Raw genomic sequence first — 13,478 nt, forward strand, 5'->3', positions numbered from 1 at the left:
CGAGATGATCCGCATTCTGGAAGCTGAGCTTCGCGAGCAAATGCGGAAGCTGAATAAGGAGTAAGGTCGACTCTGTTGGCGGACTCTTTTCGTTATAGCCTGGGCGCATTAAGTTCACTTTCGTACTTTTGTGCCGGAACGATTGTCTAGCTCCCGCGTGATCTATTCAGGCAGGGCAAATGCATGAGGCCATGCAATGTCCCACAGAAACGTCCCCAACATCCCCGATTCAGACCACAACGCCGAAATCCGAGAGGAAATAGGGCATCGGCTTCGGATGCATCTCTCAAAACACGAGCATGACGCGCCGTCACGCATTCAACATTTGCTCAACAGGTTGAGCAGACAGGACGCGCTGAAGTTCTCGAAAAGGATCAAAAACTCAATTGAGCTTCCCTGAACCGTGGATAAGCGGCCTCAGCCTACTGGCGTGCACTGGGGCAGCCCATTCCAACCGATTCGGCAACGGCGGATTGCCGACGGCCTGCGTAAGTTACGCAGCTCGCTTGATTTTCGGGACTAGTCCGGAGTACCTCATTGCGGTCTCTTCGGTTTCCTCTCCAGCTTTAAAACTGCAATCAAAAACGGCCCCAGCGGGACGCGCTAGAGCCGCCAACCCAGTTGGGGTTTTCTCCCGGTGGCTTTTAGGGGGACATCGATCCGGGAGCGCCGAATCGACTCATGAAGCGTCGCGAGGTTCCAAAAGAACGGCCCCAGCGCCCCTAGGCGGCTGGACACGCGCAACGAGCGGCGGACGGCGAGTGGCCAGCCATTCTCTCCAAGTGGATATATCGCATCGCACGCTACATTTGGATCGCACGTTACGCTCACAAACCTCGGAATGTACCTCTGTCACGGTGGTGATTAATGACAGCGGCCCGTTTATACGCGGACCTTGATCTGTCTCGCGGGCCACTTCGAATAGGTTGGCCACGATAAGCTGTTGAAACTACCTTTCACCATCGCATCCGCCCCACGACGTGGCGCTGGCACCGCCCAAGCTCAACTCGATCAGTTCAGCCTTTCTGTTTTTCTTTTGCGCTTTTGCCATCGGAGCTTTTAGAGCGTTCTTCGAAGCGATCAGCCCCCTTAGCTAGATCGTGCCCCGTCTTGCTCTCCTTTTTCGCTTCTTCCTTAGCAGCCGCCTCGCGCAAGCCTTCAGCGGCACGTTCCCCCGCTTTTGATGATTTTCGTTCATCGTCCATTTTTGCTCCTCCGTCCCTGATAGGAATACTTCCTTGTCTATCCCAGCCAAGCCGTAACGATTTCCAATCAGTTCGCTTGGACATTGTTCCATTTCCGTTGACGTGCGGCCTCCTGGCCTAAAGGTGACATCAGTCGAGGCGCGCGGTCCATGTCCGCTAAACAGCCGAAAAGCCGACATCGAAGATTACAACCAGCATAGCGCGCCGTGTGGCATTCCAGTGTCCACTAGGGGGCGTCGCACGTAAGCCCAGCGAACATGCTGGTGCTAGGCCAATGTCCGTCTCGAGTCGTTCGCGTCGCTTTGGCCGGATCACGGAGACTTCCGGTCTACTTCGGTGATCGGACATTCTCGGGGATAGGCACCATGTCTCAAAGGTGCCAAAGCTGACATCGGACAGTTATTCAATTACCTCGTCGGCCCGTGCGAGCAGCGACTCCGAAACTACCAGTCCGATTTCCTTTGCGGCGGTGCGATTGATCGATAGCTCGAACTTGGTGGGTTGATAGAAAGGAATGTCAGCGGGCTTCGCGCCCTTTAGGATTAGATCAATGACACGAGTGGCCCGACGAAAAATCTCCACGAGATCGATGCCATAGGCCAAGAGCCCACCAGCTTCAACAAACGAACGGAAGGGGTAGATGGCGGGTATTCGGTATTTCGCAGCCAACTCGCCGATCAGTTGTCGCTTTGTGATATGCTCTGGACTACCGTCAACAAAAAGGGCGTCAACGCCCGCCTGCGACATAGTGGCGAAGAGAGATCGGTATTCCTCATCAGTCCCACTGTCGATATAGGATGGACCAACCGCCGTGATGCCCGCTTTCTCAGCCGCCTCCTTCATTGCGGCTCCTTCCGGGTTCTTGCGTGTAGCAATTATTCCGAGTTTCGATATCCTTGGAACGAGTTCCTCGAACAGCTGAAGGCGTTTTGCCCAAAGCTCCAGACCGGCATCCACGGTGACGCCTGTTATGTTTCCACCTGGCCGAGCGATACTCGCTGCAATACCGTGGCCGACTGGATCGCTTGTCATGGCAACAATCGGGATAGTTGACGATGTCTCCTTAAACGCAGCGACGACCGAAACGCTGATCGCGAATACAAGGTCTGGATTGCGAGCTGCGACCTCGCGGGCGATTTTAGGATAGTTGTCGACCCGACCTTCGCCCGAGAACCGCTCGATCACCAGATTATGTCCCTCGACATACCCGAGCTGGCGAAGCCCCCCGAAGAAATCGCGATAGTAACGGAACCGGCTGGCTTCGCTCAACTCAGCTATCGGATGTGACGGATGCACTATTGCGATCCGATACACCTTCGTCGGATTCTGCGACCATGCAGCCTGTGGCAGCATGGATGCCGCACTTATGAGTGCAATGATGAACTCCCGCCGCTTCATCCGATCCTCCATGTCGTTCGAGGAGACGGTTTTAGAGTATCAGATGTCGATGGTCGTCGCACTTGATGCGGAGGGCGGGGTCGGCATGTCTCAAAAGTGCCAAACCCAGACGTCGCGGATGGTGAGCAACCGGCAGCCGACTGCTCTTCTCAAAAGTAGGCCTGATCAGCAAAGCGTTAGTTTAAGGGAGACGGCGACCGTTCAATGATCTGCCCGTCTGCCCGCATGCCCGCCCTGTGAAGCTTCAGCAAACCCTGCGCAAGTTGCCGAAGGTCATTACGACCCGGTCCAGGCGGAAGCTTCCGTGCGCGTTGCAGCACGTCTGATACCTGCACAAGGATCGGAGCTTTGGATGTGAGAGCTTTCATTTTTCAGACTTGGGTTTGAAGGTCGCTACCTTGCGCGTCTCTTGCCATAACGTCTATCGCATACCAGTCGACCAACTGTTCGGCGCAGCGTTTGGCTTCATCGTCATTTCCGCACCGCACTTCTATGCGATTTCGAATATGTCCGTCGTCACCGATGACATAGGCATAGTATCCCCAAGGCATGGCTATTTAGGGCTTCGCAGGCTTGGCAATTTCAGCCAATCGTTCATATGAGATGCCGCTTCGGCCTGACACGCACGGTGCAAAAGCAGCTCGCGTGCCGCGCTGCCGACTGGTTGCTTTTCAGCCGCCCGCCGGAAACGTTCAGCCTCTTCTGCTAATCGCTCTTCAAATGTGGTTTTGTGTTTGATCCGTCGGCGTACCTGCGCCATGGCAATTTCTCCCGGTACGGCTGCCTCCCTTGCCAGTTTTATTCCTCTCGAATCAGGAGCGTCTGTCCGCCAGACGACTCGGAAATTGCGATTTCAAGTTCGGCTGATTGTGCGCCACAGCATGAAAAAGTGGCTCGCAGAAACGGAAAATCATCAGGCGGAGAGTCGTCTACCGTACGCTTTCAAGCGTGGTGGAGTGTTATGGTCCATCCACTGCCGACCGAGACACTGGGCCGTTGGCACCGAGAGTTCTTGCATGTTTGCACTCCCGCCTCGTGAAGGGAGTGCAAACATGCTGCACACTTCTAATGTGATTTTGGCATCCCTGGCGGAAAGGGAATTGGCCGCTTTCCGGCCCCACTTGAAGCCTACCTATCTGAAGCAAAAGACAGTGCTCTACGAGGTCGGCGACGCCATTCCATCGATTTACTTTCCGACAAATGCGGTCATTTCTCTGGTTGTGACGCTTGCAACCGGCGAAACGACCGAAGCCGCGATGGTGGGTCGTGATGGAGCAGTTGGCATTGCATCAGCCCTGGATGGGAAGATTGCCCTCAGCCGAGCCATCGTTCAACTGAGTGGCGACGCATTGTCCTGCGATCCAACGGTTTTCAGACGGATCGCTATGCAATCGGAGAATTTGATTTCGATTGTAATGCGTCATGAACAAACCTTGTTTGCCCAAGCCCAGCAATCGACGGCTTGCATGGCAAACCACGAAGTTGAAGCGCGCCTTTGCCGTTGGCTTCTGCGCGCCCGCGATTTAACGGGAAGCAACGAGCTTCCCTTTACCCAAGAGTTTCTTGGTGAAATGCTTGGTGTGCGACGGACGAGCGTAACCACTGTCGCCAAAACGCTTCAGGCATCCGGGATGATCAACTACACGAGAGGCCGGATAGAAATAATGGACGTTGAAGGCTTGAAGGACAGCGCCTGCGAGTGCTTTGAGACGGTCAAACAGCAATACCGGCAGCTACTCATCAATCCTAACACTTACGACTGAAGCGAGCGGCCGCGCGCTTCGGATACGCTCGCCCGCGCGAACGGGCGTTTCGCAATTTCCCATAAAGCAACACGGATTCGCCATTTATATTGCAGTCGCGACCTGATTATTCAGCGGGCCGCACTGACTACGCAGAAGCGACCCGTCGGCATCGAACGTCAGCAACGCCCGTACGACACCACTCGCTACGCGGAAGTCGAGGACAACATCGCTGCCGTTCCACTGCAAGTCGATGAGGTCGCCGGGCGGCTTTTCAACCAGCCATTGGTGCCAGTACGCAGTAATGGCGTCCGTGCCGCGCCATTCATTTTTGTCCCCGCAGTTGCAATGCACGAAAGCATCTTCGGCATAACAATCAACTATGAAAAGGTCGCCCGCACGATAGGCATCAAGCCAATCAAGCGCGGCAACCATCAGATCAACGGAAGCCATCGCACCCTCCCGTATCCGTGGGGCTGCGGCTATCATTGCACGCTTGAAGCGGGGGCACATCAGCACAATTACGAACGCACCTGTCGTCGGGTAGCTGATATACCGATAATGGCACAATCTGCACAGCAACAGGAAAAAATGAGCGGCAACAACCATGAGAAATAGACACGTCAGGTTCGCCATGACGCGAAGCCTAAATGATGTTGTGCAGTCAGAAACGGCTCCTCCTGCAGTCCTCTTAGAGTTGCCTCTATTTGAAGTCCGTGGGGCGCGCCAATCCCTGGTTTTCTTCGGGATAGACCTATCCGAGGTGACCTGTTGAAATTCTGCTTTGCCCTCTCCCAGCGTCAACAGATCGTAGAGTGGAGGGGCGGCCTTATATCGGAACATTGCTGTTTGCAGGAGCTTGGCAACATGGAGGTTGCATGCCCCGCTACTTTTGACGGTAAGAGCGGCCACAGGCTTTTTGATGCAACAGGTTGTTTGCGACGACGATACCGCCGCTCTCATCAGAGCGACGGTGTTGGCCGTAGGAGTTTCAATCGACAAGCCCAGAGACGACCCTGAGCGCCGCAACGCCATCATCAACGACGCGGGCCGTGAGATTGGTACCGTGCCCGTGTATTCCAAGGCCAGGTAGGGCCGTCACGCCGTATGAACATTGGCCGGGAGGTCGCGGAAGTAGCTTGTCCGGCCGCTATCCCAGATAACTTTGATTTCTCTCGCAACGCGCTGCGTGATGCAAGCTGGACCAAGGCAAGGTAGTTGGCGGCAAGCCTGTCGTAGCGCGTTGCAATCCGAAGACATTGTTTTCTACCGGGATCGGAACCGGGTCGAGCGGTTCTTCAACCGGATCAATCAGGCTATGGCTGCGCGCTAATGAGTCCGCGCCCCAGGTTGTCAACTAAAATTGAGTTGTCAACTAATTGCCTCTTTCGGGTGGGTCTTGGCCGATGACTTGCGATCTGCACCCGAAAGCAGACATAGTCACGGCCGGTCGGCATGCCTCAAAAGGCCAAACCCAGCCGTGCGGCTCCCTCCGGTAGGCATGCGGACTGACAATTCGGATACGCAAGGGCCAAAAATTGCATAGTCTGTTCGTCGATCAGTATCTAACGTTCAATAGATCGCAAACCTCGCGCATAGGAGGACACAAATTGAGTAAAAAATTGACGGCTGCCGTTATTTTGGGGTTCCTGATTGCTCCCACACTTCCGCTAGTCGCTAACGCACAGAGCGCGCTGACCGAACAGGAAGCGCAGTCTATCGCGGTGGATGCCTATGTTTACTTCTACCCGCTGCTGTCTATGGACGTTTCTCGAAAGCAATTTACCAACGGCACCAGCGACTTCAAAAGTCCGATGAATACGTTCATGAACGTGCCTGCCTACCCGCCTGCGGACTTCAAAGGTGTCGTGCGGTCAAACTTCGATACGCTGTACTCCGCCTCATGGCTGGACATGACCAAAGAGCCCGTCGTTATCTCAGCCCCGGATACCGATGGACGCTACTACCTACTCCCCATGCTGGACATGTGGACGGATGTTTTTGCATCCCCAGGCTGGCGCACCACGGGCACTAAAGCCGGGAATTTTCTGGTAACGCCTCCGGGTTGGAACGGGACGGTCCCTGGCGGGATGACGCAGATCAAGGCACCGACACCTTATGTTTGGCTTATCGGTCGCACCAAAACCGATGGCCCGCCTGACTATGATGCGGTCCGTAAAATTCAGGCCGGTTATAAGATCACCCTTCTCTCCGAGGTTGGTAAAGCGCCAAAGCCAGTAGAGTTCAAGCCGGACCCCAGCGTCGATATGAAGACGCCGCCGAAGGTCCAAGTAGACACTATGTCGGCAGGAAAGTATTTCGCCTACGCAGCCGAATTGCTCAAGCAACATCCACCCCACATTACCGACGAGCCGATCCTCGCTCGAATGAAGAAGATCGGCATCGAGGTCGGTAAGAGCTTTGACATCAGCAAACTCGATCCAGCGGTACAAAAGGCGCTTGAGAGCGCGCCGCAGGCCGGGCAGAAGTTGATGGTTTGGAAGTTGCCCACGTTAGCACGCGTAGTGAACGGCTGGTCGATGAATACCGACACAGTGGGCGTGTACGGCAATTATTACCTGAAGCGGGCAATTCTTTCGCAGCAGGGGCTTGGCGCGAATGTGGTGGAGGACGCCATCTATCCTCTCAATCTGGGTGACGAAAGCGGAAGGCCGCTCGACGGCGCAAACAAATACACGATCACCTTTGAAAAAGGTGCAGCGCCCCCTGTAGATGCGTTCTGGTCAATCACTCTCTACGATCAGGAGGGTTTTCAGGTCGGCAATGTCCTGAACCGCTTCGCAGTTAGTAGCTGGATGCCGTTCAAGTATAATGCGGACGGTTCGCTCGATCTGTATTTCCAGAACGAAAGTCCCGGAAAGGACATGGAAGCCAATTGGCTGCCTGCGCCCAAGGGTTCATTCAATCTGACGATGCGTCTGTATGCTCCTAAATCCGAGGCGCTGACGGGCAAGTGGAATCCGCCGCCGGTGACGAAAGCTCACGGGCTACCAAGCCTTACGGCTCAATAACCCAAAAAAGATGCTTGGCTTCGTAATCTGCGGAGCCGAGCGTCCCTGCAATTGTCCGCTCCGTCTATTCGATCACCTCGTCGGCACGAGCGAACGCCGTGGCGAAACAAGTAGTGCCGCAGTAGCCGCTATGAACTCGCGACGCTTCATCCGATCCTCCATGGCGTTCGAGGGGAGGGTCTTTAGAGTATCAGATGTCGATGGTCGTCGCACTTGATGCGGATGTAAGTGCCGCGTCGCAAACCCGGCCGTGGCGTCAGCGCTTGTCCACGGAACGATCAGCCGCGAGGCCCAAAAAGTGCCAACGACTGAGTGATACGACGGCTGTTATCCTACGCGAGTGTGCATGCCGCCGTCTACGGGAATGACTGCGCCTGTAAGGTAGGACGCATCATCTGAGGCCAGGAACAATGCAACTTTGGCCGTCTCCCAGGCCGTACCCATCCGGCCCATCGGGACCTGTGCATCTCGCTGCTTGCGTAAGGTATCACGCGGCGTTCCTGTCACCTTGTGATAACCTTCAATTGCCATTGGCGTGTCAATCATGCCAAGCATCAGCACGTTGCAACGGATGTTGTGCCGCGCATTTTCAAATGCCAGCCATCGGACAAACTCGTGCAATGCAGCCTTGGATGTCTTGTAGGCTATCAGCGGAGATGAAGCGATGGCAGCGACGCTGCTAACGTGTGTGATGCTCCCAGACTTCTGCGACCGCATAATCGGCAATGTATGCTTGCTGATCAGCATAGCCCCATCAAGATTTACATTGAACACGTTGTCCCAAACACTCCTCTCGATATTCACCGTATCGCCGTCCAGCGCACCAATACCGACATTATTGTGGAGAATATCGATGCGGCCAAACTTCGAAGTGGCTGTATTGACGAGTGCCGCGCAGTCATCCTCCTTGCTAATATCGGCAATCATACATTCGGCGTCGAAACCTTCCTTGCGTAAAAGGTCACGGGTCTCCTCCAAGGACGCCATGCTCCGATTTGCCAACAGCAGCTTTGCACCCTCACGTGCGAAAAGGACCGCTGCAGCCCGACCATTACCGATATTCTCTCCCTGCTGTTGTCCGGCACCCGTGATAACGGCAACTTTTCCCTCTAAGCGCATGTTTCATACCCTCAAATGAATTTGCAATCCGCCCGACAGCTCGGAAGTAACGACCCACTTCAACTTTTGACGGTTGATTTCGTATGCTTGTAGATTGCATCGCGCCGCCGTAAGGAGGGGAGCGCTGATGCCCATTTGGACCGCGCGTTCCGCCAGATCACCAACCGTGTGTTCGCCTTCGGTAGGCCGCCCGTCTTCCATATCGATCAGCAGCGATGGCCCGTAGGTCGATCCTGGTTGAGCAAACATAGCACGCATAATGCTAGCTGTATCAGGGGCAGGAGGGGAAGCTGGTGGATGGCCAGCCGCCGTTACGGCCCGTGCGCATTCGTCGATTACGGCAGAGACGAACTGCGATCCGGCAGTTGACGCGGCAACCGCTCCTGCTCGCGACCTTGTTAAACTAGCTATCGTCGCACTAATAACAAAACCGAAAAACTTGGCCCACATCATTGCAACGATGGTGTCGCTGATCTGGATGGGAATCCCGCCAGCTTCCAGGGACATTTTGATGCCTGTGCAGCGGTCGGAAGTACGACCGTCAAGCTCTCCTATTGCATTGAGATTGATCCGGAGCGGACTCTGCTGGACCGTTCCATCTGGCATGAGGGCAGCATTGATGGTGGTGAGGCCACCCAGAACACGAGATTGGCCAAACCTTTTCGTCAAAATGTCGATATGACGCACGCCGTTCAACACGGGCAAAATTACACTCTGGTCCGTCATTGCCGGAGCGATGGCATCGACGGCACCATCAAGATCGTAAGCCTTACAAGTCAGCAAAATAACATCGTAGGTCCCGTTCAGGTCTCCCTGCTGGACCGTCACTACCTTCGTACGGAGTTCACTGCCGTCCTGTAGCTTTACGACCAGTCCATCGTGCTGAAGTTGCGCGGCGCGCTTTGGCCGAACGAGAAAAGTCACGTCAGCGCCGCCCTTGATTAGCATTCCGCCGAAGAATCCCCCGAGCGCGCCCGCACCCAAAATCAGGTATCGCATCCGCTTCCCCATGGTTTTCGTTTGCGGACGCATCAAAGCATGCTCGGTAGCCATTGGGCTAGAGTAGTCGTCCTCTCCTGGGTCGAAAGCTGTCGGAGCGCCCGGGAGAGGCGACTTCCGCTCTGCTCCCTACAGCGCACATGGCGCATCGGGGGAACGACTTCCGAAAAGTACCAACAGGCGACATGGTATCGCATCAGATCAAATGAAGGAGGCCGCCAACTGAGGCGGCCTTACTCTGTCGGTGCGGCTAGCGGGATTACCGTATTGAGCAGTGTGGAAATGGCAGTCACAAGCTGCGCTGGCGCGAATGGCTTAGCGAGCAGGACGCTATTCGGCACACCCTTGGCCGCCCATTCCTCGCCGTTGGTGCCGGTCATATAGATTATCGGCATGGACGGGTCGCCTTCTCTGGCGGTGCGAGCAACGTCCCAGCCTTCGAGTTTACCGGCAAGATTGATGTCAGTGACGACCGCCCGATATTGAGACTTGTTGCCCTGGAGAAGCGCAATTGCCTCTTCGCCGGATGCTGTGATGGCTGACTGGAAGCCACCGTCTGAAAGAGCCTCTTCGACCAAAGCTTGGATAAGCTGGTCGTCTTCGACAACCAGCACCGTGACGCGATCGCTCACTTAGCCTCTCCCCTACTGCCTCGTTGCAGTCCTCCGGCAGGGTAAGCTACGCCGAACTCATTCGTTCCGAAGTTAAGTTCAAAAGTGGGCCGACACCGGGGAACTGAGGCCGCCGCGTTGCAAGGCTAGCTTCCGAAGACCCCTTTGAGGAAAGCTTTCACATCTTCGTGCGCCTTCTTCGTGGCAGCTTCGTTGTAGGCCGCCGTGACCCCTTTCTCGAAACAGGGATCATTCGGTCCAGTCGGCTGCTTCGACTCGGCGTTGATGATGATGCCTCCCTCACTTTCAGCGAAATGACACTTCCGTAGAGAATTGATCTGAGCAAATTTCATTTCTTGCTTGAACACGGGAGCATCGAACACATGGTGCGCATCCGGGTACTCGATGTATCGCACGTGCTTGCCGGCTTTCGTGAGGCGATCCGCATATTCCTTGCAATTCTTCGACGGAACCCAATCGTCCGCCGCGCCGTGCAGCAAGAGTAGCGGACTCGTAACTTCGGCATCGTCTTTGTATGCGACGTTGCAGATCGGATAGACGCCGATGTGCGCCGCGAACTTCGCGTCGGGCCCCAGCATCTTCTGGAAGCGTTGCACATCAGAGTAGATGGCTGAAGGTCCACCATGGGAAAATCCCATGACGGCTATCTTAGACGAGTCGACCAGCGGGTGTTTGGAAAGGGTATTCAGCGCACCGTAGGCATCGGCGACTCTCACAAGCGGTGAGATTTTGCCTAGATCCGCGAATGAGTTGACGCCGCGACCACTGAAGCTGTCGACGACAAAGGCGCCGATTCCTGCTTCATTGAGTGCACGAGCCCAGGTATCGACCTGGGCTTCACTTCCGCCGACCGCAGGCGCGCCGTGCATCAGTACGACGACCGGCTGTTTGCCTTCCATTTTCGGCAGTCGTAAGTGCCCGGCGATCATGACCGGCGTGCCCTTCTTCCCTTGCAGAAAGTCGGAAGCAGAAACGTTGGTGGACTCGAACGGAAGCATAGCCTGTCGCGCGTATTGTGCTTCAGCAGACGATGCAAAACACAGCAATGCGCTCGCCACGACACCTAGTAGAAAACGGCTTTTCATCGCAATTCCTTTCACGTCGTCAAAGAACTGAAAAAATAGCTTAAAATTCTTTAGGTGATGGGGCAGGCCGACCTGCACCGGTTCATACGACCCTTCTCCCGGCCAAGCCACACAGCGGACCGAACCTTACAAACCAATCGACGCAAACGTCAACGGCGAAGCAAGTGTGCAACGCAACGGGGAGAAGGACACTCCGCGTCCCCCCGCACGGCGACGTTGCCGAGCGATGGTAAGAGGACGTTTCGCGAGAATTGACGCCGTGCAATTTTCAGATGTGCGATCTAATAAGGTCTTCGCTCTCAGATTTTGTGCAGCGCCACGAAGGGCTAGAACGGACCAGAGATGCATTCTCATGACGGACACCCGATAAGCCTCAGTTGAAACTTTGCCGCCGCGCTGCGTCAACGAGCGGCCGAAACTCTTCGAGCATCGCCTCGGCATCCTGATAGTCGCTCATGCGCGCGCTGCCGACGGCTCTCAGCATTGCCTTGAGGCAGGCCATGATCCGGCCGCCGTCATCGAGCCTTGCTAGATGTAGCAGCCGGATGTCCGAAACCTGATCCAGGGTCGTCGCGATCCGTCGTAGCGTGCACCGCGCGGACGTGCCCGCGAGTTCAGCGAGGATCGGACGCAACTGCTCGGCCCGTTCCAACGCCTCGACGCGGTTCGCGATGCCCCTCGCGTTGAGCCCACCCAGTTTAGCGCCTTGCGCCTTTTTGGCAGCGAGTGCGTCGCGAAATGAGAGCCCGCTCTTTTTCAGCCAGCGCGGCGTAAAGATGCAACATGAACGGGTCGGCATCGGCGCCCAACTCTGCAGCGATGAAAGGCGTCTTATGAATGGATTTTTGCGAAATTTGTGCTGCGCGCGGGAGCCGCTGTGGGGTGCCTTTACGTGCGGTGCGAATTTCAGCGGAAGCCCAAAAAATGCACGTGCGGGCGCTGCTTGCACCGGCAAAGGGCCTCTGGAAGCGGCCACTGGGCGACGCCTACTCTAGGCCGGTTGGTGGCGGTGCTTAGAATCCCGAGGTTGCCCAAAAGCCCCAAGCATTGGCGCGCTGCGGCTCGCCGGGTTTGAAATGGATAAGTATGAAACGCTGCCAGCCCCGGTACATGAAACAAAGAGCGAAACGAAACGCGCGTAAACTGAAATGTGCGATTGCCGAGCAGGAAGATGTACTCTGTTGCTCATCGGCCACTCTGGGAAATAACAGCGTGAGAGTGAGGCGCTGTGCATAGACAACTCAGGCTGGCCCGCTGGTCAACAGCCTCAGGCAATTCGTCAGTATTTCAACTGCAAGGTAAGGCCATTGTCCGAGATCAATCGAATGCCTACCCCCGCGAGTTGATCAATTCCATACCCATTGGCGAAGAGAACGCAATCACTGCTCTCGAAATCTGGAAGCGCGTTTCTTTGTGGTCGCATGTCACCGCCAAAGAGAAATAGGGAGGCATGGCGGCGGACGGTTTAATCGAGCGAAAGAAAGTTATCAACGCAGGCCGGGAGGCTACCGTCTATTCCCAACGGAGATAATTTTACGCGAAAGGCTCTAAGGCCATGTTTGATCCACTGACGGGCCGCTGTGGAACCGCTCGGCGCAAGCAATGGAGCGCACCGCTGCCGCCTTTAAGCCTAAGTGCGTCGGCCAGGCGGGCTCTGGCAGTGTCGCTGACGGTATTCTTCCGGGGCGAACTGGCCTTTACGTTGTAACACCGCGAGCATAACCTTCACCCAAAAATCAAAGGCAATAATAGAGTGAGAATTTAAGGGAGGATTTCATGCGCTTGATTCACGCATCTGCCGTCGCTCTATTGATGCTGACAGTTGCTCCGGTGGAGTTGTTTGCCGCTGATGCCAAAAGCGATGTCACGGCGGCTTACGCCGCATGGGATGCGGCGTTCAACAAGAGCGACGCCAAGGCCATTGCCGCCGCATACTTGCCGAACGCAAAGGTGCTACCGCCAACTCATGAGGTTGCTTCGGGCCCGGCGGCGATCGAAAAGTTTTTTGCTGGGCTCCACGCCAACGGCGTAACGAACCACAAACTTGAAGTGATCGACGCCGGGGGCGATGACAAAGTCATATATGGCACGGCAAAGTGGAGCGCCAAAGGCAAGGACAAGGATGGCAAGCCTGCGGACTTTTCCGGCATCGCTACGCACGTGTTCGAGCGCCAAGCGGATAATTCGCTGAAACTTAGATTGCATACCTTCAATTGAGACGAGGCACTGCGCGGTATCGCCAGGCCAACGCCTAATGCGTCCGGAC

Annotated in this window: 12 protein-coding genes and 1 pseudogene; 3 read left to right on the top strand and 10 right to left on the bottom strand. The window is 55.6% G+C overall.

All coding sequences use genetic code 11. The features are described from left to right. Positions 1 to 1,016: 1,016 nt before the first annotated feature. The 3 genes from ABIE49_RS14880 to ABIE49_RS14890 form a co-directional block, all read right to left on the bottom strand. The gene (locus ABIE49_RS14880; RefSeq protein ID WP_192739006.1) at positions 1,017 to 1,205 is read right to left on the bottom strand and encodes a hypothetical protein; all 189 of its coding nucleotides are present in this window, start codon (positions 1,203 to 1,205) and stop codon (positions 1,017 to 1,019) included. A gap of 399 nt (positions 1,206 to 1,604) precedes the next feature. Then, positions 1,605 to 2,603, bottom strand: a complete 999-nt coding sequence (locus tag ABIE49_RS14885; protein WP_192738935.1) for an ABC transporter substrate-binding protein — start codon at positions 2,601 to 2,603, stop codon at positions 1,605 to 1,607. Positions 2,604 to 3,156: 553 nt separating this feature from the next. Beyond that, entirely contained in the window at positions 3,157 to 3,363 is a 207-nt protein-coding gene (locus tag ABIE49_RS14890; RefSeq protein ID WP_192738936.1) for a hypothetical protein, read from the bottom strand. 292 nt (positions 3,364 to 3,655) lie between these two features. On the opposite strand from ABIE49_RS14890, the gene ABIE49_RS14895 reads away from it, so the two are divergent. Continuing rightward, complete coding sequence (locus tag ABIE49_RS14895; RefSeq protein ID WP_192738937.1) at positions 3,656 to 4,366, top strand: Crp/Fnr family transcriptional regulator; 711 nt, start codon at positions 3,656 to 3,658, stop codon at positions 4,364 to 4,366. A gap of 84 nt (positions 4,367 to 4,450) precedes the next feature. Here the strand turns inward: ABIE49_RS14895 and ABIE49_RS14900 are convergent, their stop codons facing one another. After that, positions 4,451 to 4,981, bottom strand: coding sequence for a hypothetical protein (locus ABIE49_RS14900; RefSeq protein WP_192738938.1), 531 nt, complete (start codon positions 4,979 to 4,981; stop codon positions 4,451 to 4,453). Positions 4,982 to 5,535: 554 nt separating this feature from the next. Then, a pseudogene (locus ABIE49_RS40060) lies at positions 5,536 to 5,656 on the bottom strand (IS5/IS1182 family transposase); the annotation flags it as partial. Between the two features lie 326 nt (positions 5,657 to 5,982). Between ABIE49_RS40060 and ABIE49_RS14905 the strand changes: the two are divergent. Beyond that, entirely contained in the window at positions 5,983 to 7,377 is a 1,395-nt protein-coding gene (locus ABIE49_RS14905; protein WP_354067499.1) for a DUF1254 domain-containing protein, read from the top strand. Positions 7,378 to 7,704: 327 nt separating this feature from the next. Here ABIE49_RS14905 and ABIE49_RS14910 read toward each other — a convergent pair whose 3' ends face one another. The 5 genes from ABIE49_RS14910 to ABIE49_RS14930 all read right to left on the bottom strand — a co-directional run bounded on the left by ABIE49_RS14910 (position 7,705) and on the right by ABIE49_RS14930 (position 12,167). Beyond that, a complete protein-coding gene (locus tag ABIE49_RS14910) occupies positions 7,705 to 8,496 on the bottom strand; it encodes an SDR family NAD(P)-dependent oxidoreductase (RefSeq protein WP_192738940.1) in 792 nt (263 codons plus the stop codon). Between the two features lie 3 nt (positions 8,497 to 8,499). Beyond that, a complete protein-coding gene (locus tag ABIE49_RS14915; protein WP_192738941.1) occupies positions 8,500 to 9,495 on the bottom strand; it encodes a 2-dehydropantoate 2-reductase in 996 nt (331 codons plus the stop codon). Between the two features lie 233 nt (positions 9,496 to 9,728). Next, positions 9,729 to 10,127, bottom strand: coding sequence for a response regulator (locus ABIE49_RS14920; RefSeq protein WP_192738942.1), 399 nt, complete (start codon positions 10,125 to 10,127; stop codon positions 9,729 to 9,731). A gap of 125 nt (positions 10,128 to 10,252) precedes the next feature. Next, on the bottom strand, positions 10,253 to 11,290 hold the full coding sequence (locus ABIE49_RS14925) for a dienelactone hydrolase family protein (RefSeq protein WP_192738943.1): 1,038 nt from the start codon (positions 11,288 to 11,290) through the stop codon (positions 10,253 to 10,255). A 295-nt stretch (positions 11,291 to 11,585) separates the two neighbouring features. After that, positions 11,586 to 12,167 (bottom strand): hypothetical protein, encoded by a 582-nt coding sequence (locus tag ABIE49_RS14930; RefSeq protein ID WP_210337468.1) that lies wholly within the window; start codon positions 12,165 to 12,167, stop codon positions 11,586 to 11,588. An 857-nt stretch (positions 12,168 to 13,024) separates the two neighbouring features. Here ABIE49_RS14930 and ABIE49_RS14935 point away from each other — a divergent pair. Beyond that, positions 13,025 to 13,429 carry a YybH family protein gene (locus tag ABIE49_RS14935; protein WP_502915996.1) on the top strand — a complete coding sequence of 135 codons (405 nt, stop codon included), beginning with the start codon at positions 13,025 to 13,027 and terminating at the stop codon, positions 13,427 to 13,429. Positions 13,430 to 13,478 lie beyond the last annotated feature (49 nt).

Origin of the sequence: Bradyrhizobium sp. OAE829, assembly GCF_040546575.1 — a bacterium.
Lineage (GTDB): Bacteria > Pseudomonadota > Alphaproteobacteria > Rhizobiales > Xanthobacteraceae > Bradyrhizobium.

Coding starts and splice junctions, on each gene's coding strand:
- ABIE49_RS14910 (WP_192738940.1), bottom strand. CDS start 8,496: ATGCGCTTAGAGGGAAAAGTTGCCGTTATCACGGGTGCCGGACAACAG.
- ABIE49_RS14915 (WP_192738941.1), bottom strand. CDS start 9,495: ATGCGATACCTGATTTTGGGTGCGGGCGCGCTCGGGGGATTCTTCGGC.
- ABIE49_RS14895 (WP_192738937.1), top strand. CDS start 3,656: ATGCTGCACACTTCTAATGTGATTTTGGCATCCCTGGCGGAAAGGGAA.
- ABIE49_RS14935 (WP_502915996.1), top strand. CDS start 13,025: ATGCTGACAGTTGCTCCGGTGGAGTTGTTTGCCGCTGATGCCAAAAGC.
- ABIE49_RS14890 (WP_192738936.1), bottom strand. CDS start 3,363: ATGGCGCAGGTACGCCGACGGATCAAACACAAAACCACATTTGAAGAG.
- ABIE49_RS14885 (WP_192738935.1), bottom strand. CDS start 2,603: ATGAAGCGGCGGGAGTTCATCATTGCACTCATAAGTGCGGCATCCATG.
- ABIE49_RS14880 (WP_192739006.1), bottom strand. CDS start 1,205: ATGGACGATGAACGAAAATCATCAAAAGCGGGGGAACGTGCCGCTGAA.
- ABIE49_RS14900 (WP_192738938.1), bottom strand. CDS start 4,981: ATGGCGAACCTGACGTGTCTATTTCTCATGGTTGTTGCCGCTCATTTT.